Origin of the sequence: Bacillus sp. FSL R9-9530, assembly GCF_038008145.1 — a bacterium.
Lineage (GTDB): Bacteria > Bacillota > Bacilli > Bacillales > Bacillaceae_G > Bacillus_A > Bacillus_A mycoides.
The window spans coordinates 4,698,959-4,724,385 of the sequence record NZ_JBBOYO010000001.1 but is presented as its reverse complement, the minus strand read 5'-3'; the positions used below and the strand labels follow the sequence as shown (position 1 = coordinate 4,724,385).

At 37.0% G+C, this 25,427-nt stretch carries 28 protein-coding genes and 2 pseudogenes; 7 read left to right on the top strand and 23 right to left on the bottom strand.

Going from position 1 to position 25,427, the window contains the following annotated elements:
• Window position 1 precedes the first annotated feature (1 nt).
• Window positions 2-1,456, bottom strand: coding sequence for a sensor histidine kinase (locus MKX66_RS23925; RefSeq protein ID WP_002034337.1), 1,455 nt, complete (start codon window positions 1,454-1,456; stop codon window positions 2-4).
• A gap of 295 nt (window positions 1,457-1,751) precedes the next feature.
• Between MKX66_RS23925 and MKX66_RS23920 the strand changes: the two genes are divergently transcribed.
• The 3 genes from MKX66_RS23920 to mscL all read left to right on the top strand — a co-directional run bounded on the left by MKX66_RS23920 (window position 1,752) and on the right by mscL (window position 3,968).
• Window positions 1,752-2,432 (top strand): ankyrin repeat domain-containing protein, encoded by a 681-nt coding sequence (locus MKX66_RS23920; RefSeq protein ID WP_201064229.1) that lies wholly within the window; start codon window positions 1,752-1,754, stop codon window positions 2,430-2,432.
• A gap of 79 nt (window positions 2,433-2,511) precedes the next feature.
• On the top strand, window positions 2,512-3,438 hold the full coding sequence (locus MKX66_RS23915; protein WP_002143411.1) for a Gfo/Idh/MocA family protein: 927 nt from the start codon (window positions 2,512-2,514) through the stop codon (window positions 3,436-3,438).
• A gap of 128 nt (window positions 3,439-3,566) precedes the next feature.
• Window positions 3,567-3,968 carry a large-conductance mechanosensitive channel protein MscL gene (gene mscL, locus MKX66_RS23910; RefSeq protein ID WP_002015591.1) on the top strand — a complete coding sequence of 134 codons (402 nt, stop codon included), beginning with the start codon at window positions 3,567-3,569 and terminating at the stop codon, window positions 3,966-3,968.
• 49 nt (window positions 3,969-4,017) lie between these two features.
• Here the strand turns inward: mscL and MKX66_RS23905 are convergent, their stop codons facing one another.
• The gene (locus tag MKX66_RS23905; RefSeq protein ID WP_000636592.1) at window positions 4,018-4,290 is read right to left on the bottom strand and encodes a DUF3917 domain-containing protein; all 273 of its coding nucleotides are present in this window, start codon (window positions 4,288-4,290) and stop codon (window positions 4,018-4,020) included.
• A gap of 111 nt (window positions 4,291-4,401) precedes the next feature.
• Here MKX66_RS23905 and MKX66_RS23900 point away from each other — a divergent pair.
• Together MKX66_RS23900 and MKX66_RS23895 are read left to right on the top strand one after the other, a co-directional pair.
• A pseudogene (locus MKX66_RS23900) lies at window positions 4,402-4,509 on the top strand (DUF3949 domain-containing protein); the annotation flags it as partial.
• Window positions 4,510-4,524: 15 nt separating this feature from the next.
• A complete protein-coding gene (locus MKX66_RS23895; protein ID WP_002184820.1) occupies window positions 4,525-4,887 on the top strand; it encodes a DUF4288 domain-containing protein in 363 nt (120 codons plus the stop codon).
• Window positions 4,888-4,921: 34 nt separating this feature from the next.
• On the opposite strand, the gene ccpA is transcribed toward MKX66_RS23895, so the two are convergent.
• The 5 genes and pseudogenes from ccpA to MKX66_RS23870 form a co-directional block, all read right to left on the bottom strand.
• Window positions 4,922-5,920 carry a catabolite control protein A gene (gene ccpA, locus MKX66_RS23890; RefSeq protein ID WP_002034370.1) on the bottom strand — a complete coding sequence of 333 codons (999 nt, stop codon included), beginning with the start codon at window positions 5,918-5,920 and terminating at the stop codon, window positions 4,922-4,924.
• A 276-nt stretch (window positions 5,921-6,196) separates the two neighbouring features.
• Window positions 6,197-6,706, bottom strand: a pseudogene (locus tag MKX66_RS23885) (bifunctional 3-deoxy-7-phosphoheptulonate synthase/chorismate mutase).
• A 141-nt stretch (window positions 6,707-6,847) separates the two neighbouring features.
• On the bottom strand, window positions 6,848-7,864 hold the full coding sequence (locus tag MKX66_RS23880) for a CamS family sex pheromone protein (protein WP_002138665.1): 1,017 nt from the start codon (window positions 7,862-7,864) through the stop codon (window positions 6,848-6,850).
• 113 nt (window positions 7,865-7,977) lie between these two features.
• A complete protein-coding gene (gene ytxJ / locus MKX66_RS23875) occupies window positions 7,978-8,304 on the bottom strand; it encodes a bacillithiol system redox-active protein YtxJ (protein WP_002067603.1) in 327 nt (108 codons plus the stop codon).
• Window positions 8,305-8,306: 2 nt separating this feature from the next.
• Window positions 8,307-8,816, bottom strand: coding sequence for a DUF948 domain-containing protein (locus tag MKX66_RS23870; RefSeq protein ID WP_012261840.1), 510 nt, complete (start codon window positions 8,814-8,816; stop codon window positions 8,307-8,309).
• A 187-nt stretch (window positions 8,817-9,003) separates the two neighbouring features.
• On the opposite strand from MKX66_RS23870, the gene MKX66_RS23865 reads away from it, so the two are divergent.
• Window positions 9,004-10,119 (top strand): aminopeptidase, encoded by a 1,116-nt coding sequence (locus tag MKX66_RS23865; RefSeq protein WP_002034367.1) that lies wholly within the window; start codon window positions 9,004-9,006, stop codon window positions 10,117-10,119.
• Window positions 10,120-10,169: 50 nt separating this feature from the next.
• On the opposite strand, the gene MKX66_RS23860 is transcribed toward MKX66_RS23865, so the two are convergent.
• The 16 genes from MKX66_RS23860 to MKX66_RS23785 all read right to left on the bottom strand — a co-directional run bounded on the left by MKX66_RS23860 (window position 10,170) and on the right by MKX66_RS23785 (window position 24,906).
• On the bottom strand, window positions 10,170-10,352 hold the full coding sequence (locus MKX66_RS23860; RefSeq protein ID WP_088293513.1) for a hypothetical protein: 183 nt from the start codon (window positions 10,350-10,352) through the stop codon (window positions 10,170-10,172).
• Window positions 10,349-10,753 carry a PH domain-containing protein gene (locus MKX66_RS23855; RefSeq protein WP_341087246.1) on the bottom strand — a complete coding sequence of 135 codons (405 nt, stop codon included), beginning with the start codon at window positions 10,751-10,753 and terminating at the stop codon, window positions 10,349-10,351. The genes MKX66_RS23860 and MKX66_RS23855 overlap by 4 nt, the downstream gene beginning before the upstream one ends.
• A 77-nt stretch (window positions 10,754-10,830) precedes the next feature.
• A complete protein-coding gene (locus MKX66_RS23850; protein WP_341087245.1) occupies window positions 10,831-11,322 on the bottom strand; it encodes a GNAT family N-acetyltransferase in 492 nt (163 codons plus the stop codon).
• A complete protein-coding gene (locus MKX66_RS23845; protein WP_002034364.1) occupies window positions 11,319-11,867 on the bottom strand; it encodes a GNAT family N-acetyltransferase in 549 nt (182 codons plus the stop codon). The genes MKX66_RS23850 and MKX66_RS23845 overlap by 4 nt, the downstream gene beginning before the upstream one ends.
• A gap of 64 nt (window positions 11,868-11,931) precedes the next feature.
• On the bottom strand, window positions 11,932-12,828 hold the full coding sequence (locus tag MKX66_RS23840; RefSeq protein WP_088032261.1) for a DMT family transporter: 897 nt from the start codon (window positions 12,826-12,828) through the stop codon (window positions 11,932-11,934).
• A complete protein-coding gene (locus tag MKX66_RS23835; protein ID WP_341087244.1) occupies window positions 12,818-13,231 on the bottom strand; it encodes a MerR family transcriptional regulator in 414 nt (137 codons plus the stop codon). The genes MKX66_RS23840 and MKX66_RS23835 overlap by 11 nt, the downstream gene beginning before the upstream one ends.
• 121 nt (window positions 13,232-13,352) lie before the next feature.
• On the bottom strand, window positions 13,353-14,663 hold the full coding sequence (gene murC, locus MKX66_RS23830) for a UDP-N-acetylmuramate--L-alanine ligase (RefSeq protein ID WP_002015598.1): 1,311 nt from the start codon (window positions 14,661-14,663) through the stop codon (window positions 13,353-13,355).
• 251 nt (window positions 14,664-14,914) lie between these two features.
• Complete coding sequence (locus MKX66_RS23825) at window positions 14,915-16,033, bottom strand: nicotinate phosphoribosyltransferase (RefSeq protein WP_002015597.1); 1,119 nt, start codon at window positions 16,031-16,033, stop codon at window positions 14,915-14,917.
• Window positions 16,034-16,094: 61 nt separating this feature from the next.
• The gene (locus MKX66_RS23820; RefSeq protein ID WP_341087242.1) at window positions 16,095-19,646 is read right to left on the bottom strand and encodes a DNA translocase FtsK; all 3,552 of its coding nucleotides are present in this window, start codon (window positions 19,644-19,646) and stop codon (window positions 16,095-16,097) included.
• A 156-nt stretch (window positions 19,647-19,802) separates the two neighbouring features.
• Window positions 19,803-20,759 carry an N-acetylmuramoyl-L-alanine amidase gene (locus MKX66_RS23815; protein WP_012261847.1) on the bottom strand — a complete coding sequence of 319 codons (957 nt, stop codon included), beginning with the start codon at window positions 20,757-20,759 and terminating at the stop codon, window positions 19,803-19,805.
• A gap of 40 nt (window positions 20,760-20,799) precedes the next feature.
• Complete coding sequence (locus MKX66_RS23810) at window positions 20,800-21,144, bottom strand: hypothetical protein (protein WP_002015616.1); 345 nt, start codon at window positions 21,142-21,144, stop codon at window positions 20,800-20,802.
• 143 nt (window positions 21,145-21,287) lie between these two features.
• On the bottom strand, window positions 21,288-21,902 hold the full coding sequence (gene ytpR, locus MKX66_RS23805) for a YtpR family tRNA-binding protein (RefSeq protein WP_002089041.1): 615 nt from the start codon (window positions 21,900-21,902) through the stop codon (window positions 21,288-21,290).
• Entirely contained in the window at window positions 21,899-22,711 is an 813-nt protein-coding gene (locus tag MKX66_RS23800) for a DUF1444 domain-containing protein (RefSeq protein ID WP_002089043.1), read from the bottom strand. Before MKX66_RS23800 ends, ytpR begins: the two co-directional genes overlap by 4 nt.
• Window positions 22,712-22,790: 79 nt before the next feature.
• A complete protein-coding gene (locus tag MKX66_RS23795) occupies window positions 22,791-23,105 on the bottom strand; it encodes a thioredoxin family protein (RefSeq protein ID WP_002015619.1) in 315 nt (104 codons plus the stop codon).
• Between the two features lie 83 nt (window positions 23,106-23,188).
• Entirely contained in the window at window positions 23,189-23,698 is a 510-nt protein-coding gene (locus MKX66_RS23790; protein WP_341087241.1) for a DUF84 family protein, read from the bottom strand.
• Window positions 23,699-23,832: 134 nt separating this feature from the next.
• Entirely contained in the window at window positions 23,833-24,906 is a 1,074-nt protein-coding gene (locus MKX66_RS23785) for a M42 family metallopeptidase (RefSeq protein ID WP_341087240.1), read from the bottom strand.
• Between the two features lie 148 nt (window positions 24,907-25,054).
• Between MKX66_RS23785 and MKX66_RS23780 the strand changes: the two genes are divergently transcribed.
• Window positions 25,055-25,366, top strand: coding sequence for a PepSY domain-containing protein (locus MKX66_RS23780; protein ID WP_002015622.1), 312 nt, complete (start codon window positions 25,055-25,057; stop codon window positions 25,364-25,366).
• Window positions 25,367-25,427 lie beyond the last annotated feature (61 nt).

Genomic DNA, 25,427 nt, shown 5'->3' with positions numbered 1-25,427 from the left:
TCTACTCACCACATTCCTGTACTTTTTTCAATGAGAAGAAAATACTTGTACCTTCCCCAAGCTTACTTTCCGCCCAAATTTCCCCGCCATGTTCTTCAACAATTTGCTTCGCTATCGCTAAGCCAAGTCCACTTCCACCTGTGCTAGAATTTCGCGATTGCTCTGCACGATAAAACCGCTCAAATATATACGGCAGCGTATCAGCTTCTATACCTGATCCATTGTCCATCACTTTTACAATAACTTTATTGTTATCACTTAATACTGTTACAGTAATTTTCTTCGCTTCTTTATCCATGTATTTCACACTATTATGAATTAAATTTGATATCACTCTATTTATCTTTTCACAATCGGCCGTTACATATAGTGGTGATGAATGTAATTGTAAATAAACTTCTATACCTCCCTCACTTAAATCCATCTGCATCTCTTCTAATAATTCTTGCATAAACACGTTTAACTCTATCGTTTCAAACTGAAATGGAACTCGGTTCAAATCCAGCTTCGAAAACAAAAAGAGCTCATCAATGAGTGTATCCATATGCTTTGCCTTCGTATGAATGGTCGTTAAATACTTATCCATTTTTTCTGGCGTATTTGCGACTCCATCTTTTATGCCTTCTACATATCCAATAATAGATGTAATCGGTGTTTTTAAATCATGAGAGATGTTTGAAATGAGCTCTTTTCGATTTTCTTCATATTGTGTTTGCATCTCAATCGACCCTTTTAACTTCTTCCTCATTTCCTCAAATCCTTGATTTAATTGCCCAATCTCATCATGGGATGTAACTGGAATTTGAAAATCTAAATCCCCTTCTTTAATTCTCCCAGTCGCATCTTTCAATACAAAAATTGGTTTTATCACACTTCTTGAGACGAAATAACTTAATAACCCTATGAGTAAAATGGCTAACAGTAAAAGCCCTCCGAACAAAATTGGAAATAATTTTTGTGTGAGATCGACAAATGAACTTTGCCTTTTTAGTACAAATATACTCCCTTCTTCATCTCCGGGAAAATAAAAATCAAATTTTACATATCGATAAAATGTATCGCCTAGTTCCGTTGTACCACGACTATTAATATTTGCTGATTCAAATTTCGGAATGGCTTCTTTTAAAGATACACCTTCAAATATTTTTGTAGCATAAGAAATCGTTTCTCCCTTTCTTACAACTATTTTCACACCTTCTTTTTCAAGTGATGAAACGAACGATTCATCTAATAGTTGTGATTGATTTTTCTTTGCCGCTAATTTCAATTCAATATACGTATTCTCTTCTTCTGGTGTAAGCGGCTTTTGAATATAGGAACTTTTATAGAAATTTTTCACTGATTCCAAGTCTCCTGTTATGGAAAAAACAATTAAAAATCCCGCGACTAATATGAGCGTAATGGAAACGAGAATAACAGCGATATAAGAGAATAAAAACCTTGTTTTAATAGACATATGTTACATCCTCACTTTATCCCGCATTAACGGGCAGTAAGACCCTCCACCTCAAAATTCAGAGAAAGCAACGAAGTTAGGTAGGGATCAACTGCCCATAAAAGCCCGATTGGTTCAACTAATAATCAGTGGGGGGTACCCCCCACTGATTAAAGTTTCACTTTATCAAACCTTATTACTCATAAGCATAAAAATATATGTTCAAATACTCAAGCGATTTTATAGTAATTTTAGCGTCAGTTTATAAAAATTTAATGTTCTTATTTTACAGTTGAAATGAGGAGGTTGGAATTCCATGTTCAAAAAAACATTAAGCATGATCTGTTGCGTAATTTTTTTGCAAGGATGCTCGCAAGAACAAGAAGTAAAAAAGGAGATGACAAACATGGAGACAGCGCTACTAGCAGCTACTGAGAAACAAGAAACGAATACTGTTATATCGTTACTCAAAAAAGGGGCTGACATAAATATAACGGACAGTAAAGGACGTACCCCTCTTATGATTTCTACATACAAAAATGATGTAAAAACCGCCAAAGCTCTTATCGACGCTGGTGCTGACGTAAATATCCAAGACGATATGAAAAACAATCCCTTTCTATACGCCGGTGCAGAAGGTTACTTTGATATTTTAAAACTAACGATTGATGCCGGTGCAGATCCATCGCTTACAAATCGTTACGGCGGAACAGCTCTTATCCCCGCCTCAGAACATGGCTATATTGATGTTATTAAAGAACTCCTTACGCGAACAACTATTGATGTTAACCATGTAAATAATCTCGGGTGGACCGCTTTAATGGAAGCCATCGTACTAAGTAATGGAAACGAAACACAGCAACAAGTCATTCAGCTTCTTATTGAGCACGGTGCAGATGTAAATATTCCAGACAACGATGGTGTTACCCCGTTAGAGCATGCTCGCGCTCATAACTTTGAAGAGATAGAGAAGATTTTGTTAGAAGGGCGTAAGTAAAAAACTAATTTTTGCCTTCCTCCCCCACCCTATGCTACATTTAACCCGTTACATTAATATTAATAGGGTGGGAATAAACATGAACAAACCTAAAATTGGGATGATTGGACTTGGAAGTATTGCGCAAAAGGCCTATCTTCCAACACTTACAAAAGAAACAGATTGGAATTTTGTAGGGGCGTTTACACCTAACGCAGAGAAAAGGAAACAAGTTTGCCAACAATACCGCATTCAAGACTTCCATTCTATTGAAACGTTAGCTTCGGAATGTGATGCAATCTTCGTTCACAGTTCAACTGCTACACATTATGAAATCGTTTCTGAACTTCTGAAAAAAGGAATCGACGTTTATGTTGATAAACCGCTAGCAGCTACAGTGGAACAAGCTGAGCGACTAGTCGAGTTGAGCGAAAAGCATAACCGAAAGTTAATGGTCGGATTTAATCGCCGATTCGTTCCTATGTATGTTGCTGCAAAAGAGCAAGCTCATGATATTTCATGGGTTCGAATTGAAAAACACCGCACAAATAAAGTCGGGCCATATACGTACGACTTTACTATGTTAGATGATTACTTACATATTGTAGATACTGCTCGCTGGTTAGCTAATGATGATCTTAACGTCGTTCATAATATGATGCAAATTAATGAAAAGAATGAACTTCTTTACGGACATCATACATATACAACTGCAAATGGACTGTTACTTTCAACAGCGATGCATCGCCATGCCGGTACAAACTTAGAACAAATTGAACTTGTAACAACAGGGAAAATCATTCGCGTAAAAAATATGAACACATTTGAAATTGAACAAGAAAACTCCGTTTCGCAAAGCGGTTCACCATCATGGGATACGACGTTAAAACAGCGCGGTTTTGAAGATGCTGTTCATCATTTTATCGAATGTGTTCACGGAGATACAAAACCTGTTGTAGATGGATTAGAAGGATTAAAAACGCAGCAACTGTTGCAATCTCTACTGGAGAATGCAACTAAAAATTAAAACGGATACATTTTTCAGAATTTACTTTCATTCCCATTTTCCCTTTATTTCTGTCGCAAATTTCTATAGAATATGTTGATAGGAATTATAAATTTCATAATGAATCGTGGAAAGGATGGGATTAACACATGTGGAACGAGTTTAAAAAATTCGCATTCAAAGGGAATGTAATCGATTTAGCTGTCGGGGTTGTAATCGGTGCTGCATTCGGTAAAATCGTTAGTTCTTTAGTAAAAGATATCATCACACCATTACTTGGTATGGTACTGGGCGGCGTTAACTTTACAGATTTAAAACTTACATTCGGTAAATCATCTATTATGTATGGTAACTTCATCCAAACTATTTTTGATTTCTTAATTATTGCAGCTGCTATCTTTATGTTTGTTAAAGTTTTCAACAAACTAACATCTAAAAGAGAAGAAGAAGAAAAGAAAGAAGAACTTCCAGAACCAACAAAAGAAGAAGAAATTCTTGGCGAAATTCGCGACTTACTAAAACAACAAAACTCTTCTAAAGATAGAGCATAATTGAACGGATAAAAAGGCATGCCCCCTCGGGACATGCCTTTTCTATATGCTATAACGTTTCTGAATTCATATGAATAAATAAAATAATACCAGCGACCATAAGTACCATAATACTACCTGCAAATAGTGTAATACCCATGAACATTAAACTTGTGCTCATGTCCACTGATACACTTTCAATAAAAATAGAAATTACATACGTGATAAGGGCGATTCCTGCAAGAATACTTCCTGGAACAAATCGCTTTAAGCCATTTTGTTTTAACGTCATATATGCAAAAATAGCAGTCATGCAAAGCGTAATTATCCAAAGAACGATCATCTCTTCTCCCCCCTCACAAGCCTTTTCTTTCTATTATACATGACATTGCCCTATAATAGTTAAATTTGCACTTGTGTGACATATAACAAGGAATAATCCAAACTGTAGCGAATATCTTATGAAGAATCCAAAATACATTATCATTATCAAAGTAACGTATTTACAATACCAGCTTCACTTATCGCGAGTATTGTTTATAAAATAAAACATTCAGCATAAGGAGACTGATCTCATGTGTATGCTGTAAAATTATTATTTGAATCTGTCCATTCAGGTAAACCTAATCCTAGTAAAATTGATGAACATTATGAAGAGAATCACGATACACTTTTTGAAGAAAGTATCATTCTCGTTAAGGCGAACAGTTTAGAGGAAGCTCATGAGCTAGGTGAAAAGATAGCTCTACAGTCTGAAGATACGTACGATAATATGTACGGTGAGCAAGTAACATGGACGTTTAGAAAAGTGTTGCATGTTTTCGAATTAGATGACACACCATTTGAGACAGGAAAAGAATTATATGCACGCTTTTTACATGTTAAAAAAACTGAAAGTGTAGATACAGTAGTTAAACACCATTATCCTGAATATGAATAAAAGCTCACAGCTATCGCTGTGAGCTCTCTTATTCTTACTTCGTTGAATCTCTAAATTGGATACGGTGAGGTAAGATAACTGAGTGATCTTCTACTTTTTCTTTGTTCATATATTTCGTTAGTAGACGCATTGCTACTGCACCGATATCATACATTGGTTGTACAACTGTCGAAAGTTGCGGACGAACCATTAATGCAAGACGTGTGTTGTCAAAACCAAGCACTTCGATATCCGTTGGTACGTTTAATCCCGCGTCTTGTGCTGCGTGGATTACACCTAGTGCCATTTCATCAGAAGATACGAAGATTGCTGTTGGTTTTTCATCCATGCCCCAAAGTCTTTCAAACGCTTCTATACCTGAATCATATGTGTAATCTCCATCAATTATAAGATTTTCATCATATGAAATACCTGCTTCTTCTAAAGCTTTTTTATAACCTTGTAACTTCTTCGCGCTTCCTGCTTTATTAATGAAAGGACCAGAGACGAAACCGATACGTTTATGTCCTTGCTCAATAAAATGCTTCATTGCATCGTAAGCTGCTTGTGTATAATCAATATTTACTGATGACGTTTCATTTTGTTCATCAAATGACGCTGCTAATACAATTGGTACTGGAGATTTTTTGAACTCTTCAACGTGAATATCTGTAATATCTTCACCCATGAAAACAATCCCGTCCACTTGTTTCCCAAGCATCGTATTTAATAAGTGGAACTCTTTCTCTTTGTTCTGGTCAGAGTTACTTAAAATGATGTTATATTTGTACATTGTTGCGATATCTTCAATTCCACGAGCAAGTTCTGCATAAAACGTATTTGAGATATCCGGAATAATAACACCCACTGTAGTTGTCTTCTTACTTGCTAGTCCACGTGCTACTGCATTCGGGCGGTATCCTAAACGATCAATTGCTTCTAATACTTTCTTTCTTGTTGTAGGCTTTACATTTGGGTTACCATTCACAACGCGTGATACGGTAGCCATTGAAACATTTGCTTCACGCGCTACATCATAGATTGTTACGTTCATCTCTTCGCACACTCCTTCTATTTATGTTATCTATTTTTATGTATCGGTTCACTTGAATGAAAAAAAGACATCAACTCTATTTGCAGATGCCAACAATCGTCCCGAGTTCTTCCTTTTACTAATGATACGCTAAAAACACAGGGTCATACAATATTTTCCCGCAAAAGTTTCGAAAAAATTCGCTTCTTTTCTCGTATTTTCGTATTTTTTATGCAAAAAAGGTCAATTTTTGTAAAAAAGCTATGTAACAAGGGCTACATAGACTAAGAAATCTTTTTATAATTTACTTCCGAATGCTTTTAATTCTTTCATAAACTCATTGAATTCTGGAATGTCCATTTGCTGCGCTGCATCTGATAATGCAACTGCTGGGTCTGGATGTACTTCAGCCATAATAGCAAAAGCACCAATTGCCATAGCCACTTTTGCAAACGGTAATAGAAGGCCACATCGCCCTGTAGAATGCGTTACATCGACAACAACAGGTAAATGTGTTTCTTTCTTTTAAATTGGCACATATGAAATATCAAGCGTATTACGCGTTGCTGTTTCATATGTGCGAATACCACGCTCACATAAAATGATAGTACCATTCCCCTCTGCCATACTATATTCTGCTGCATTAATAAATTCTTCAATTGTTACTGATAAACCACGCTTTAATAATATTGGTTTATTTACAGCACTAGCTGCCTTTAACAGTTCAAAGTTTTGCATATTGCGAGCGCCAATTTGAATAACATCAACATAATCTGACACTTTAAAGAAGGCACTGAAAGAGTTTATTTCATAAGAAAAAAGAGGTCATTCCCTACTATGTACAGGTAATGACCTCCTTTCTTCTTTCAACATCTTTAGGAAATTCGAAATGTTTTTCTCGAAGTATTCACTTTTTCAGTAGCCTCAGCTTAAAACTGTCTTTTTTTATTATAGGAAAGAAACAAACGGTTTATCGCTGTTCTTCTCTTTTATAATAACAGCCTCGATTTTATTCTCGGACTTTATTTGTAATTGAACTTTAGCATCTTTAGGAAATTGTTCTAACATACTTTGAGCAGCCGTTTGAGAGAGTGCCATTAATTCTGACTTACCGTTATATTTTACGACAATATCCATCTTTAATTTATCCATCTTATTTTGCTTATAAGAAATCTTAGCATTAACAGGGATATAATCTCCTGGAGAAAATGCCTTCATTGCTTTAGAAAAATTCTTTAGCTTATCATTATCTTCTCCATGTGCCCCCTCAAATTCTTGAGAAGGATACGAATACGACTTTTCATCAATAGTATCCCAATTTCCAAGATTAGTCTCGTTCTTTTGAACAGTAGCGCTTGAAATATAAGTACCATTCTTTAAAGAACTTGTACTTTCTTGCTTGAATATAGCAAATGTAATTGGAGATTTGTTATATTTATCATTTTTATTAATAGCTTCTATAAGCCCCTTAGCGACTTCAGTACCTTTAGAAATAGCTTCCTCATTAGATACACTTGAAGACATAGATAAACCAATAACAACACCAGATAAGCTTAGTTCATTTGAATTTTGTTTGCCGAAGTAGTCCTGTTCTATAATATTAGTCAAAACTGGTACTTCTTGTTTCGTAACTAATTCATCAATTGTTTTCTCTGGAATATATTGATTTAATTGTAATACGTAATTTTCTGTATCGAATTGTTTTGAAGCAATATCCATTAAACCATTTTCATATTCTGCTAAATCTAGTTTAGAATTAGTTTTAACATTAACTGTATTAATTACCTTTTGTTCTTTTAAAGGAATAACAGTTCTATAGTAATCCTTAGAAACAGCAGTTCTTGGAATCATACTTTTTTCTTTCGTATCTTTCTGTACAACTTCATCCTTCTTCTCAATAGTATTATTGCTGCAAGCCCCCAGTAATAAACTTAAGCTTGCGATGCATAATGCCATTTTCTTCATTGCTTAAAACCCACTTTCAAAAGTCAATTTACTTAGTTTTAAAGTATCTCTAGTGTACCATTAAATATATTGCAACAAAATAAAAAAGAAGCAAGCCCTTCGCTTGCCTCTCCCTATTTTACATTCTCTTCTAAAGCTTCTTTTTTAATATTCCAGTGCGATGTATGCCATACTACCATTCCATCTTTTATGTATAACACTTGCGGAGATTCATGCTTAATGCTGTACTGCTCTGCAACATGGTTCGAAACATCTCTCGCCTCTTGTACGTATAAGTAATATGCTGGCACTTCTCTTTCTTCACCGCAATACGCTTGAAACTCTGTATATGCCCCGTGACTAATTGGACATGTCGTACTATGTTTAAAAAGAACGTAAGGCTCGTTCTTTTCTACTAACGCTTCAAGTTCTTCAATCGTTTCAATCTTCATCATACTCATCATTACTCACCTCTCATGCGAAGTCTAGAGCGCTTCTCTCTCTTTTCAGCCTTCTGCTCAGCTTTCTCAAGTTTACGCTCTTCTTTTTCAATCTTTTTCTCTTGTCTCGTAGTACGGTAATGATTATACACTTCAATTGCTGCGCTGCTCCACTGTACAACTTGTGCCACTTTATCTGCATTATTTTCAATTTCGTCCGTAACAGACTCTGAAACGTTGCGAAGCTTCGTATTTAAAGAGTGGATCGTCGTTCCGATTCCATCCACACCTTCTACTACTTTATTTAGCGACTGTGACTTCTGTTGAATATCATCAGCTAACGCATTTGTCTTATGTAATAATTGCTCCGTCTCTACGCTTATTCCTTGCATTTGCTTTTCTAAACCTTCTAACGTGCTCGCAACGTTTTCTAACGTCTTCTGAACCGATAACAACGTTCTGCATACATACACTACTAATACTGCGAAAGCAACCGCGATAATAGCCGCACTTACATATAGAAGAACTTGCATTTCATCACTTCCTTTATCTTTTTCATACTTTCTCCCATTATACAATCATTTTCCGTTTCATTCTAATCCCTATCTTTTCATTAGAATTTTCATACTTATTCGTTAACTTTAACATAAATGATTCAACAAATTCCACTAAGTAGGTTACAATAGGAGAGGATACATAATTAGTAGGGAGGCTTTACATATGAAAGATCCACGCATTGAAAAGTTAGCATACAATTTAATTAACTACTCTATTCGTTTACAAAAAGGCGAAAAAGTATTAATTGAAAACTTTGGCTTACAAAAAGAACTTGTAACTGCACTTGTAAAAGAAGCATATGCAGCTGGTGGTTTCCCATTCGTTTCTTTAAAAGATCATCAAGTAGATCGCTCTTTATTAATGGGTGCTACTGAAGAACATTTCGAACAAATCGCTGCATATGAAGCTAGTGTAATGAAAGATATGGATGCTTACATTGGCCTTCGCTCTGGCGATAACATTAACGAACAAGCTGACGTTCCAAGTGAACGTATGAAAGTTCACGGCCAAACAGTTGGCAAAAAAGTTCATAGAGACATCCGTGTTCCGAAAACACGCTGGGTTGTTCTTCGCTACCCAAATGCTTCTATGGCGCAGCTTGCTAAAATGAGCACAGAAGCTTTCGAAGACTTCTACTTCGAAGTTTGTAACTTAGACTACGGTAAAATGGATAAGGCGATGGATAGCCTTGTTACATTAATGAATAAAACAGATAAGGTTCGCTTAACTGGCCCTGGAACTGATTTAACATTCTCTATTAAAGACATTCCAGCTATTAAATGCTCGGGTCATTTAAACATTCCAGATGGTGAAGTATACTCTGCACCAGTTCGCGATTCTGTTAACGGTACAGTTTCTTACAACACACCATCTCCTTACAACGGTTATACATTTGAAAATGTACAACTTAAATTTGAGAATGGCCAAATCGTTGACGCAACTGCAAACGATTCAGAGCGCATTAACAAAATCTTCGATACGGACGAAGGCGCACGCTACGTTGGTGAGTTCGCAATCGGCGTAAACCCATACATCTTACATCCAATGGGTGACATTCTATTCGATGAAAAAATCGATGGCAGCTTCCACTTCACACCTGGACAAGCTTATGATGATGCATGGAACGGCAACAACTCTAACATTCACTGGGATTTAGTATGCATCCAGCGCCCTGAATACGGCGGCGGCGAAATTTACTTCGACGACGTACTAATCCGTAAAGACGGACGCTTCGTTGTAACTGAACTAGAAGCTTTAAACCCAGAGAACTTAAAATAATAATAAAAACGCTCGGAATTGTATCCGAGCGTTTTGTTATTATTTCCACTCTATATCGAACTACTTTCCTCGCTTTTTGTTTGCTGGAAATGAAAATAAAATAAAAGCGCAACTGCGATGGTACCTATTAATATTGGTACATATAAGGGCAGATCCCATTTCATATATACTCTAGTGCAACCAACAAGCACAAACAAAATTTCTAAACAGAATAAAGGTTTTACATATTTCATTTCTTACCTACCATTGCTATTTTCACATTTGGGTTCTCTTTCTCGATAAGCGCGAAAAATTCATTCATATCTTGCGGCATCGCAACCATATGTACTTTGTATGTATTCGTCGTAATTTCAAGAGATTTTCCCACTTGACGAATGATTCTTATCTCTTTCAATACGATATCGTCATTTAAAATACCGTACTTTAATACACCATTTTCTACTTTATGCTTTTTAATAAATACTTCCCAAACGAGTGGTACATTTACAAGGAAACATAAACCCATTCCAATTAACGCTGACATCCACTGCTCTTTATTTGTGAGAATCATGACAAGTGGATATACAAACATAAAAGCTAACGTGAGACAAACGAAAATTACTACCGATTTACTTCTTTGAATCGGAATGTTCATACACGCACCCCCTACCCCAAATTATACCACTTTTTCCATTTTAGTTCATAAAAAAAGGCCATTTCTACATGACCTTCTTAAACAATATATCTATAGAATTTCTTATCCACCTGTAACACTGGAAAACTTTTTGGCAACTCGTCTATACTCACACTTTGGAAATTATTCTTTTCATAAAAGCGATGCGCTGCTAAAAATTTAACTGTTGTTCCTAAATAAATGTCTTTCAAGTTCTTTTCTTTCGCCCAAGAAATTGCCGTTTGAAGTAGCGTATATGATGCGCCCCATTCTTTTCCGCGGAACTCTTTCTTCACGAACATTTTTCTTAGCGCTACTTGATGCTTCCCAATATCTAATAAAGCTACCGTTCCAACTACTTTCCCATCATAAGTTGCTACCCAAAAATTTCCGTTGTCCCTTTGATAGAACGTTTCTATTTCAAGTAAGTCAGGCTGCTCTTCTTTCGTAATAGGGACCTTGTACTCTTTTCGCTGAATATGAACGATAAGATCTACTACTTCCTCTTGAAACATACTTTCATACGGAATAATACAAATCTTCTCGTTCATCGAATCTTCTTCCATTCTGAAGCTAGTAAACTATACACAGCGATATCTTGGAAATGATCATATATCCATTCTTCATCTCTTAAAATACCATCTAATTTAAAACCTAAACGTTCTGGAATCGCACGGCTTTTCGCATTTTCAACACCACAACGAATTTCAATTTTATTCAGCTTTAAATTATCAAATGCATAATGAAGCACAGTCTTCACACTTCGCGTCATAATACCTTTCGCGCCAGCATCTTCTGCAAGATAATAACCAAGACTCGTAGCTTTCTTACCCCAGCTCACCGGATGAATACCTACCATCCCAACAAGCTTTCCTTTATAGCGTATACCAGCCTCAAACCCATCTCCCTCTGCAAATTTCTTTAACCACATCGGAAAAATCTCATTATACGCATCAGCTGATTTCGTCCCATCTACCCACGGAAGCCATCTTCTTAAATGATTACGATTTTGATCTATTAATTCATATAGTCCCTCTTTATGATGTTTTTCTAATAGTTGTAATTCGATTTCGTCATCTACTCGGAGTGTGAACATGTTTTTTAGCCCCTTTTTATTTTTCTTATTATTCTAACACTTACAGATACAAAATGTTAAATATTCACACTTTTTTCGGTTTTATTTGTATAAAACCAGAAGAATATAATACTCCCGTAACAACTAATATCATTCCTACAGATTGTGCGGGTGTTACATTTACTCCTTCAATAAAAGAAATAATCATTGTAACAACAGGCACTAAATTAAAAAATAAAGATGTCCTTGCTGCCCCAATTTGAGCAATTCCATTATTCCACCATAAGTAACCGAGCACACTCATTCCAATTGCCATAAAGAGAATCGCTCCCCAAGCTAACAAAGGAATTTCTAAAACTGGTACTATACTTTTTTGAGTGACAGATATCACAATAAAGGCAAGAGCACCAATCGTCATCGTATATGTCGTAGTTTGTATTGGGCTACCAGTTTTAATAAACCTTCTGCCTAGTACACCGTATAACGCCCAGCAAATATTCCCTAATAAAATATAAAAATCCCCTTTTGAAAATGATAGGCTTTGTAGTATTGTAAACGAACCTTGTGTAAGTACAAAAACAACACCAAGTAATGCAAGTAACATTCCAATACCTTGGCGCTTTATAATTTTTTCTCGTAAAATAACACTTGCTAACAGCGTCGTAACGAGCGGATTCGTCGCCATAATAAGTGCACCATTAATAGCTTCTGTATGCTTCATACCTAAAAAGAAAAAGAAGTTAAAACCAAATACACCAACAATACCTAGCAAAAGGTAATAAGCCCTATTCTGCCTCCATACCTCCACCTCAAAATCTTTTCGTATTTTTAACAGACATAACATCACAAATGCAGCAATCCCAAAACGCCATGCCGCTATATGAATCGCTTCGAAATATTGCACCGCATATTTCGAAGCATTAAATGTTCCACCAGTGAAAATCGCAAACCCTAGTAACTGAGCGTATACTTTATTCTTCATTGTTGGCCTCCGAGTTTTTCTCTTCTAGAAAACCATAATAAATTTCTAACTTCTCCTCTGTTAACAAAACTACTTTTTGCAATTGCTCCTGCTGTTCCCTTAAACGATGTAAGTGTGTTGTTAAAATTGAAATCCTCTTTTTTATTTTCGCTGGTACTTCTTCTTTCCTCTGCCTAATTTCCTCTATAATGCATCCATCACTTGCAAACTCGGCCATCTCTTCTAATGACATTCCAGTTTGTTTTAATGAATATAAAAATTTTAATAGGCGCACATCACCTTCTGTATATTGACGAATACCACTATTTCGCGTTGGTGGTGGTAATAATCCTAATTTTTCATAATAACGCAAAGTATGAATACCCATCCCAGTTAACTCTGCTACTTCACCGATTTTATACATGTTCTCTCCCCCTTGTTTTTACATTTTCATCTTACAACCTAGAGTTAGCTCTAGGTCAATACATAAATAAAAATCGGACACAACAAAAAAAGACGCACAGCCAAGCTATGCGTCTTTTCTATTACTTCTCTGCAACTTGAACTTCTTTTACGTAAGCTGCTTCGAATTTTTGGATGTCACCTGCGCCCATGAAAATAAGAACGCCGTTTTTATGTTTCTTTAACACATCCGTTGTTGTATCTGTAATTAGTTCTGCGCCATCAATACGTTTTTGCAGATCTTCAATTGTTAATTCACCTTTGTTTTCACGTGCTGATCCGAAAATATCACATAAGTATACTTGGTCAGCTTTACTTAGGCTTTCCGCGAACTCATCTAAAAATTTCTCTGTACGTGAGAATGTATGTGGTTGGAATACAGCGACAACTTCACGCTCTGGATGTTTTTGACGTGCTGCTTCAATCGTTGCATTAATTTCTGTCGGATGGTGTGCATAGTCATCAATGATAACTTGTTCTCCCATTGGCTTTTCATTAAAGCGACGTTTTACGCCTTCAAAAGTTGTTAGCTGATGCTTAACTGCTTCTACATCAACGTTTTCATAATGGCAAAGCGCGATTACTGCTAATGCATTTAATACGCTGTGATCGCCGTATCCTGTAATTTTGAACGTGTCATAATACGTATTACGAACGAATACATCGAATATAGTACCATCAGTTCTCTTTTGAATGTTACGTGCTTGGAAATCGTTATCTTCTCCAAATCCATAGAAAATAACAGGTACTTTCGCTTGAACTTTTTGAAGTTCTTCATCATCACCACATGCAATAATACCTTTTTTCACTTGCAATGCCATCTCTTGGAATGCATTAAATACATCATTGATGTCTGCAAAATAATCTGGGTGATCGAAATCGATATTTGTCATGATTGCATAGTCTGGATAGTAAGACAAGAAATGACGACGATACTCACAAGCTTCAAATACAAAATACTTACTATTTTCTACCCCATGCCCCGTTCCATCTCCAATAAGGTATGATGTTGGGTGTGCACCTTGCATTACATGGGCTAACAAACCAGTTGTTGATGTTTTTCCATGTGCACCAGTTACAGCAACACTTGTGTACTGATTCATAAGATCACCTAAGAAGTGATGGTAACGATGTACTGGGATATTTAATTCTTTTGCTGCTACGATTTCTTCATGCGTATCAGGAAATGCATTTCCTGCGATAATCACTTGTCCTTCTTTAATATTATTCTTATCAAAAGGAAGGATGGAAATACCACGCTTTTCCAATGCTGTTTGTGTAAAGAAACGCTTTTCATAATCAGACCCTTGAACAGTATGCTTCATGTCATGAAGAATTTGTGCTAATGAACTCATTCCTGTTCCTTTAATTCCTACAAAATGGTAAACTGTCATCTTAAAGAACCTCCAACATTTCGAACTAATACAACGGCCTATCTATAAGACAGTATATGAATCTTTTCTTATTTTGGTAATCATCATACATTTCTGATGCAGTGAATTTCTTTTTATATTCACTTATCAGTGATAAACTCGTACGTACTTCTTTTATGTCCATAACACATTTATTATAGCAAAAAACAAGCCGCTATACTATGATAACAGAAAAACTGATAGGGTCAATCACCTATCAGTTTTTCTCGCTTTTACATATCTTCTTTTGTTTCTAATTGAACACGCTCTAGACGTGAATTTGGACGGTATTTACGACCAGCTTTTGCTTCTGGTTTTCCATTTAATTCTACGTTATCACCAGTAAAACCAATATTCATTTTTAATAAGCTACTTCCTACTCCGTATATATCGACAGGAACATTTTGAGCTTCAAATTCACGAATACGCTTCTCATCAAACCCACCAGTTACAACGATATCTACATGTTGGAACCCTTCCTCATCAAGAGCCTTACGAAGTGCAAATACAAGTGATGGATTTACACCACGTGGATCGAATGTTCCAAGTACTTCTGGGTGACGAATGAAGTATTGATCAATCATTGTGCGAGACGTATCGACACGTACACCTTTTAATGTTGATCCAAATTCACGCGCTACGCGAAGTGCATCTGTAATGACATCATTGTTATAATCAATTAGTACGACTAATTCATCTTCTGGGAATTTTTTATGATATGCCTTTGCAGCTTCAACAACATCACCATTAAACATTTGAATTAAAGCGTGAGGCATCGTCCCCATACCACTTCTGCCCCACCATTCATTCATTGCATGCGTCGCTTGCGCGCTCATACCTCCGATGTATGCCGCATAGCCGTCACCAGCTTGTTGCGTATAATGATCGTCACGATCTCCCATGAAAATAACCGGTTTTTCTTTATCTACACTACGTGCAGCTTGGACAACGTTATATACGTTTGTCGCAACTGATGTACGACGAGCTAAAATCCCATCAATTACACCTTCTAAAAAGCCGAAGTATTCATAAGGACCATGAATTGTTAAAACTGTTTCAAACGGACTAATATTATCGCCATCCTTTAAAGAATGAATTTCTAATTCCTCAGGATTTTTGGCAAATGTTTGTAGCAATGCGATTACCTCATCTGCTCCGCAAAGAACTGCATGTTCTTTTTGAAAAAACTGCATTGTTACAACACTTTTCGGGCGAAATTCTTCAATGATTTCTCTAGTTTTTAAAAAGTAAACGGCAGAGAACCAGCCTTCTCCAACACGTTCATCAAATTTAAATGTTTTATTTGTTAGTCGATTTATTTCACCTTTTAATTTTAATTCAATTTCTTTCATGTCGCTTTACTCCCTACTTTACTATCCAACATTTTCTATTAGTATACAGCAAAACCGTTTCCTATACATTTGTTTCCTGCATAGCAGCGAATTCATCCTCAGAAATAAGGACATCTCTCGGTTTCGTTCCTCTTCCTTCAGAAATAATCCCTTGCGACTCCATCTCTTCAATTAGACGTGCCGCGCGATTATAACCTATGCGGAATTTTCTCTGTACAGAAGATGTGGACGCTCCCCCTTGCTCTACAACAAATTGACATGCATCAAAAAATAGTTCATCTTCAGACTCACTCTGCTCTGATTTTGCTAATAAATCCTCTTGCTTAAATAAGTAGTTTGGCTTCATTTGCTTTTTCACATGATCAACTGTTCTTTCAATCTCATCATCTGATACGTATACACCTTGTACACGAACTGGTTTAGATGTGCCGTTTCCTAAAAATAGCATATCACCACGACCAAGTAACTTCTCCGCGCCCCCAATATCGATAATCGTACGCGAATCAACTTGAGATGATACTGTAAACGCAATACGCGTTGGAATGTTTGATTTAATTAAACCTGTAATAACGTCTACAGATGGACGCTGCGTCGCAACTAATAAGTGAATACCACAAGCACGAGCTTTTTGTGCAATACGACAAATCGCTTCCTCCACATCACCAGGAGCAACCATCATTAAGTCCGCTAACTCGTCAATGACAATTACAATATAAGGTAATGTCTCACCTGGGATTTCTCTACCACTTACAATCGTATTGTAACGAGTTAAATCACGAGCACCAGCATGAGCAAACAATTCATAACGACGTTCCATCTCTTCAACCGCCCACTTTAACGCAGCTGTAGCTGCTTTTACGTCAGTAATAACAGGTGCTACAAGATGTGGAACAGAATTGTATGGTGCAAGCTCAACCATCTTCGGATCAATTAGTATCAACTTCACTTCATGCGGCTTCGCTTTATATAAAATACTCGTTAAAATCGCGTTAATGCACACACTTTTCCCTGAACCAGTTGCACCCGCAATAAGTCCATGTGGCATTTTTCGAATATCCGTTACAATTGGATCACCTGAAATATCAAGCCCCAGCGCAACTGTAAGCGGTGATTCACTCTTTGTAAATACAGGACTTCTTAAAATTTCACGCAGGAATACTGGCTTACTTTCCTTGTTCGGAACTTCAATTCCAATTGCACTCTTCCCTGGAATTGGCGCTTCAATTCGAATATCTTTCGCAGCTAAACTTAACTTAATATCATCACTTAAATTTGTAATTTTATTTACTTTCACACCTGGGTCTGGTTGTACTTCAAAACGAGTTACCGCCGGCCCTTGTGACACATTAATAACATGTGCTCCAACATGGAAATTATTAAATGTCGTATTTAATAATTCTTCCTGTTCTTCTAGCCACTCCGTATTATCTAATGCTGCCTGCTGTGGAATTGACAACAACGTTAATGGCGGAAGTTCATACTTCGGTGGCGCTTGTAGTACGTTGCGCATATCATTCTCTTTTTGATTTACAACATATGCTTTCTCTTGTACTTCCGTACTTGAAATTGACTCTTGTACTTGTCCAGCCACCACTACTTGTTGCATCGGTTTTTCTTCCACTTGCGGTTCCACTACCACTTGCGGCATCGGTTTTTCTTCCACTTGGGCTTCTACTACCACTTGCTGCACTGGACTTTCTTCCACTTGCGGGTCTACTACCACTTGCTGCACTGGTTTTTCTTCCACTTGCGGGTCTACTACCATTTGCTGCATTGGCTTTTCTTCTGCTTGTGGTTCTACTACCACTTGCTGCATTGGCTTTTCTTCCACTCGTTCACTGACAGTTGATTGCATTACGTTCGTTCTTGCCGCATGTCTTTCCATTAATTTCTTTCTATCCTGCTTTAACATGACAACATTAAATGGGACATGACGTTTTTTCTCACGTTTCGGTTCTTCTATTTGTAAAGCAGGCTGTTCTTCAGCAACTTGCTTCTTTTCTTCCGCTTCTTCAACTAAAACGTTCGCAAAGTTTTGAACATCTTTCTTTGTTTGCTCATCCGTTTCTGAAACTGGTACGAATACTTCACTTTCTTCCTTGAACGTAATTGTTTCTTGTTGAGAAATCACTGGTTGCTCTGCAACTGGTGTATTTTCCACTAAATCTGTATTCATCGTTTCTTCAATTACTGTTTCTTGAGAAGTTGGTTCTTCTTCCTTAGTACCCTCTAACTCCGCAACTTCTTCTGTCGCTTCCTCAGCTTCCTCTAATTCCACAACTTCTTCTGTCGCTTCCTCAGCTTCCTCAGCTTCCTCTAATTCTACAACTTCTTCTGTCGCTTCCTCAGATTTCTCTAATTCTACAACTTCTTCTGCTGCTTCCTCAGCTTCCTCTAATTCTGCAACTTCTTCTGTCGCTTCCTTAGTTTCTTCTAATTCCACAACTTCTTCTGTCACTTCCTCAGATTTCTCTAATTCCACAACTTCTTCTGTCGCTTCCTTAGTTTCTTCTAATTCCACAACTTCTTCTGCTTCCTTAGCTTCTTCAAAAGCATCTGGTATTTCTATAGTAATTGTTTCTTCAAGCTTTTCATCTGCTTTTACAATCACTACATCTTCTAATGTTTCTTCTTCGACTTGATTTGCTGCAACTTCAGCAACAGTTTCTTCTATTTCTGTATTACATTCATTTTCTTCTGTTAATATCGAATACACATGCTCTACTTTAGAATCTATTGACTCTTCTTGTAAAATTTCTTCGTTATCTTCTGTAGATGATAACGCTACTACATCTTGCTCCTGCTTCAAGGCTTGTACAATTGTAGCCTCTTCTTCCACATGCTGTCCTACTGTTTTATGAAGCAAATCATCACTTAGGCTTTCTTCTAATGAAGGGGCTTGACGTTCAACTTCGTAACCGTTTTTCTCTAACCATGTATCCACAACCGATTTTTCTTCTACTTTATTACTTCGTTCGTTCACTCCGTTCTTAACAGATGAACTTCCTTGTAGAACTCCCGAAAAGTCAGATAATGTATATCCCTTTTTCTCTAACCATGCGTCAACAACAGCTTTTCCTTCAACAGATATTTCAAGATCTTCTCTTACCTTTTCTTCCTCCTGCACAACCTTCGTTTCTACTGAAGGACGGTTATATCCATAAATCGGAGAAATCATTTCTGTTGGACGAAATGGTCTACGGTTACTTTCTTGCGACGGTACGAATGCTTTTTTTACGACAGGCTCTGGTTCCGGTTCATATTGCAATTCCGGTTCCTCATATGTAGGTGCTTCTGTTTCCACATACGGTCGTCTGCTTCTTTCCACTTTTATTCCTCTTTGAGTAGGCTGTTCTTCATATGCTCCTCTTTGAATAGGTTGTTCTTCAAAGTTAGGCAGTTCTCTTACATCCTCCTCATCGAAGCCATTATCTGGTATTAATGGAAAACGACATTTCCCTGCATTCCGACTTGCCATTTGTGCTTCTCTTGCTTCAGTGTAGTGGTTTACACGAGGAATTTTCGGCTGACTTTCAATTTGTGCCGGTACTTCTTTATTCATCACTGTTTTTTCTTCCTCTTTGTTAAACAGCTTTTTCATCCAATCTAACATGTTTACCACTCTTTCTACTAAATAGTAACATCCTTTATTGTATCAGCATTCGGCAAAAAGTGCAGGTAAAATTAAGCATATTAGTTTTATCCATAATATTCTAATTCACGATTGTTTTTCATATAGAAAAACGAGGTCTTACATGTAAGACCTCGTTTAATCTTTACCCTTCCGATATTCATCCACACTATCCGTTACACTTTGCAATAAAGAATTTACATACTGTGGGTCAGATAATTTTTTGTCTTCTTCAGGGTTTGACATAAATCCAAGTTCTAATAGTACTCCTGGAACTTTTGACCAATTAAATCCAGAAAGATCATCCCGAAATTTAATTCCATTTACTTTCACTTGATGATTCTCTCTCATTTTATTTACTATCGTTTGAGAGATTTGAAGACTTTCAGCATAAATCTCTTTCGTATACGGACTTCCTTCTGCCGGTGTCAATACAGCAAATCCACTTTGATTTGGATTTTCAGAACCATCTGCGTGAAGGCGCAAAAATAAATTCGCTTTATGATCATTCGCGAATGTTGCTCGTTCCTTATTACTTATATCAACCTCATGTGACGTTCTCGTCATCAATACTTGTATACCTTTTGCTTCCAGTTTTTCTTTCAATATAAAAGCCATCTCTAATACAAGAACTGATTCCCTCTTTTTCGTTACAACTCCCGCTGTTCCGTCTGTTACTTTATATTTTTGCGTAGTTGCCCCTGGACCAATTGCCTCTAAATTTAAATTCGCTTTTTGTTGATGCCCTGGATCAATAACGACGAGAAACTTTTCTTGTTTTTCATTACTCTCTACTTTTTGTTCATTATTTTGCAGCGGTTGCTCAGTTGGCTGCAGCGGCGTAGTTTCCTCTTTCTTTTCCTCGGCCGGCACTTCCTCCTGCTTATGTTCCACTTGCTCATTCGTTTGAATTGCTTGCGGCTGTTCTTTCTTTTCTTGTTCTTCTTGCTGCTTTTCTACCGGTGCGTCTTCCTTATTATCTTTGTTTTTTTCTTGTATAGAAGATGTTGTTTCTTTTTTCGGCTCTTCTTGCGAACAACCTCCCATATATATTCCAATGACTGCAATAGCGCTCATTATTTTTATATACTTCATTTTTCTCTCCTATCACTTTGCACCGGTCTCAAAGTTTTTCTTATAATTGTTTTATAATTTCATCCATATTTCCAATATGAACGGGTTGCCACGTTTCTGTACCACGCTCTGCGGTATAGACTAGATACGCATCATCAGCTACATTTACGAAAACAGGATCCCCCATATCCGTTTCATATCCGATAACAATCCATTCCTCTTTCCATTTTCCACTTTCTTCACTTATTAATGAATTTTTATGTTTATCATATCGATAACCGATTTGTCCTTTTTCTAATTCATTTTCGCTAAACACATATATTTCATAGGAACCTAGTTCGATATCTTGCTGTTTTGAAGTTTCAATTCGTTTCAGAAGTTCTGCAATTTTTGGTTGTTGTTTCATACGTCTACCCCCTTCTTTTTTCTAAATTTTACCTAATCCATTTTTGAAATACAATATAGATTTTGAGAGGAAACGTTACAATGCTAGGAATTTCGCACAAAAAAATAGCCTCACATATGCGAGACTACTTTTTCTAACATCAATTAAAATTTAAATTCTTGTCCAACTTCAAAGCTATCTTCTAATACAAGAATACCTTTTTCTTCTGGAGCATCTGGAAGCTCTAACTCACGTGCAGAGCAAATCATTCCAGAAGAAGGAACACCGCGAAGTTCAGCTGGTTTAATTAACATACCACTTGGCATTACAGCACCGATTTTTGCAACAACAACTTTTTGTCCTGCATCAACGTTTGGTGCACCACATACGATTTGTAATGTTTCTGTACCGATTTCTACTGTACAAATGTTTAATTTATCAGCATTTGGATGCTTCTCTTTTTCAGCTACATAGCCTACAACAAATTTCGGCGTGAAATCAGCTTCTACTTTTTCTTCAAAGCCATTCTTCGCTAAAATTCCGTTAATTTTTTCAACAAACTCTTTCGTTAATGTAACGTTTCCGTTGTCTGTTACTTCTACATAAGAAGACGCATTAAAGATGTTGAATCCTGCTGTTACGTTGCTTTCACGATCGTATACGCGAGCAACATCTCCTTTACGGTCAAATGTACGGTTTTCTAAAGTAATATCTTGTAAGGTAACAATTAAAGTGTCACCAATTCCTTCAAGGTTGTAAAAAACGTTCACTTCGTTCATCCTTTCTCTTTTCCATCTGTCTTCTTCCGATTCTTCGCTAAAATAAAGATTGGTTCGAAGTCCCCATCTTCATATACGAATGAAAGTGATGTAATCGGAACATGCCCTTCGGCAAAAAATTTCATTGTCATTTGTGCAATAATATCATAACCGATTTCGTTGACGATATCAGCAATAATTAATACATCTTGGTGAGGAACTGCAACAACCATATCACCAGAGATCTTTTCACGCATCGAGTGTAGTAACGATTCGTTTAAAATACGACTCGCATCGTATCCATCATTTGTGTTTAAAAAGTAGAATGTATTACCTGCTACTGTCTCCTGCTTAAATTCATAGCCTAATGAGCGAGCATTAAATAATGCCATTTCACGTACTTGTTCCTCTGTAAGCTCTAATTTTTGCAATAAGCGCTCATCAATTAATCGATACGTTTTATTAGAATCTAGCGCATAGTAAATACGTGTTTCCGCCGTATGGTCCGTCATAATAAACGGATTTCCTTCTTCTGATTGTTTCGGGAAAGAAGTAGAGCGAATAACAGGTAAAATTTTCGCCGTGCTATTTTCTTCTTTATGCATTGCAATTAGCGCTTCTTGTACGTAATAAGCGACCTCTTCAATTGCTTTTTCTTTGTTCACTTCCCATTTTGCAACTACTCCTGGAAGTGATACGTTAATACCTTTTTTCGAGTCTGTTTGTTCAATACGAAGAACTTCTTTCTCGCTATCATAATGACAGTCCCATTCTGGTCGAGATAATTTCTTCATTAACTCGTCTTTCATCTTTTTACTTGTCATTTTCATCTCTTTTTCCTCCCTTCCAAAAAAATAACCTCCCCCGCGAAGGTAGAGGTTGTTTTTACAATTCAATTGGCTAATTGTCTTATTTTAAACCTTCAATAAACTCTTCGATTTGCTCTTGTGTTTTACGATCTTTATTTACATAGCGTCCAGTTTCTTCACCTTTATTGTACGCTACAAAGCTTGGAATGCCAAATACGTCTACTTTCACGCATAAATCAATAAATTCATCACGATCTACATAGTAAAATGAGAAATCACTATACTTCTCTTCTACTTCTGGCATAAATGGATCAACGAAACGGCAATCTGGGCACCATTCTGCTGAGAACATGAAGACTACATTCTCTTCATTTTTTAATTCTTGGAATTGTTCCATGCTTTCTAATGATTTCATCTATATTTCCTCCTCTAACGAGTGCACTTTTTCACACTATAATCTTTTCTTTATACTACCATACATCGCGCATGGTGCAAGGTTTATGCTTGCTTTTCATCATACTTATATTGCCCAACAAGTAACTTAACAACGTGTACAAATAATTCCGTTCGGTCGACATAATCATCTGTAAAAATACCGATAGCACCTTCGTGACTACGAATATCTTTTCGCTCTACAAACTCTTCCATCACTTCACTTAGCTCTTTTCCTTCTTCAAGCGGTGCTAAAAAATCGTCTGGTAACTTAATACGTGCCCCGCCCGCAACAAATGTTTTACCTTCAATCGTCGCTAAAGCACCCCAGTTACACATAAATAACCCATGCTCCGTTCTCATAACGCCGCCTTCTAGCCCAATGCCGATATGAGCTGCACCTTCCTGCAATGCTCTCTTCGCTCTATTTACTGCTCCTTGCATCGTCTCTTCATCTGAAAAAGGCTGATTTGCTACTCCTGATGGAACAGAAAGAGATGTAATTTCAGCATCTTCCCAAACCTTCTCCACAGCCCCAACCTTCGTCTTATTCTTCGATCCTACTACTACCTTCATTTCATTCACCTCTATATAAATTCATCATTCTATCCTAATACTAGCCTCGAACACCAACTAGGCACTGACCGCTCCCATTCATCGCTGGGTCATCTATTCAACCTAAAAAAAGAAGGGCTTTTCACCCTTCCTCTTTACGCGTTATTCTTAATTGTCTCTAACGTCGTTTTGTCCGTCGCTCTCACAAGCTTCGTAATTAATTCCTTCGCTGCCGCATAATCATCAACATGTAAAATAGAAGCATGTGTATGAATGTAGCGTGCACAAACACCAATTACTGCTGATGGGATACCAGAGTTACTTGTATGCACACGGCCCGCATCTGTACCACCTTGTGAAATAAAGTATTGGTACGGAATGCTATGTGTTTCTGCTGTATCTAAAATGAATTCACGCATTCCTCTATGTGTTACCATTGTACGGTCATAAATACGAAGAAGAGCGCCTTTTCCTAATTGACCGAACTGCGTCTTATCACCAGATGCATCATTTGCTGGACTTGCATCAAGCGCATAGAAAATATCTGGTTGAATCATATTTGCAGCAGTTTGTGCTCCGCGAAGACCTACTTCTTCTTGTACAGTCGCACCAGAGTATAATGTGTTTGGTAATGTTTCATCTTTTAATTCCTTTAGCAATTCGATAGCAAGGCCACATCCATAGCGGTTGTCCCAAGCTTTCGCCATAATTTTCTTTTCATTTGCCATTGGCGTGAATGGGCAGATTGGAACGATTTGTTGCCCTGGCTTTATGCCAATTTCAATCGCATCTTCATAACTATCTGCACCTATATCAATTAACATATTTTTTATATCCATCGGTTTTGCACGTTGCGCATCACTTAATAAATGAGGAGGAATGGAACCAACAACCCCAATAACAGGACCATTCTTCGTCATAACTTGTACACGCTGAGCTAATAGTACTTGGCTCCACCAGCCACCTAACGTTTGAAAACGAAGCATCCCATTTTTCGTAATTTGCGTAACCATGAAACCTACTTCATCCATATGACCTGCTACAAGAACGCGCGGGCCAGTTTCGTCCCCTTTTTTCAGACCAAATACGCTACCTAAACCGTCTTGCACAATCTCATCAGCATATTTGCTTAATTCTTGCTTCATAAAACTGCGCACATCATGTTCAAAACCTGATGCACCTTGTAATTCTGTTAACGTACGAAATAATTGTAATGTCTCTTTATTCACGAAGTCCCCTTCTTTCAAACCTTAGTAGAATACCTCTTTTATTGTAACGAAATTTTCGAAATGTTTCTAGTTTCTTCTTTTTTAGTTGCATTTGCATTATAATTATTATTGGTACACTATTTTTATTTTACAGAATTGAGGTGAATATATGAGCTGGAAAGGTTTAGTCACAGGTCTTGGCGTTGGGTTCGCAGCTGGTTATTTCGTTGCAAACAAAGTACAAGAACAATCCCATATTTCTTCAGAAAAAGCATTGAAAATGGTGAAACAAGCATTAAGTCATAAAGGTGAAATTACTGGCTCTTGGGTACATATGGTTCCGGAGGCATTTGAAAAATATGATGTCGCGTACGAAGTTTATCGCGGCGGTCTTACAACGATGTTAGATGAAATACAAGAACGATTTGAATTTTTAGTTGATGCTAAAACAGGTACTGTTTTAGAGGTTATAGCAGCATAAAAAGAGGTTTCCCATTAGGTGAACCTCTTTTTTTTTAGAATTACCAACAAAAGCTGATAAT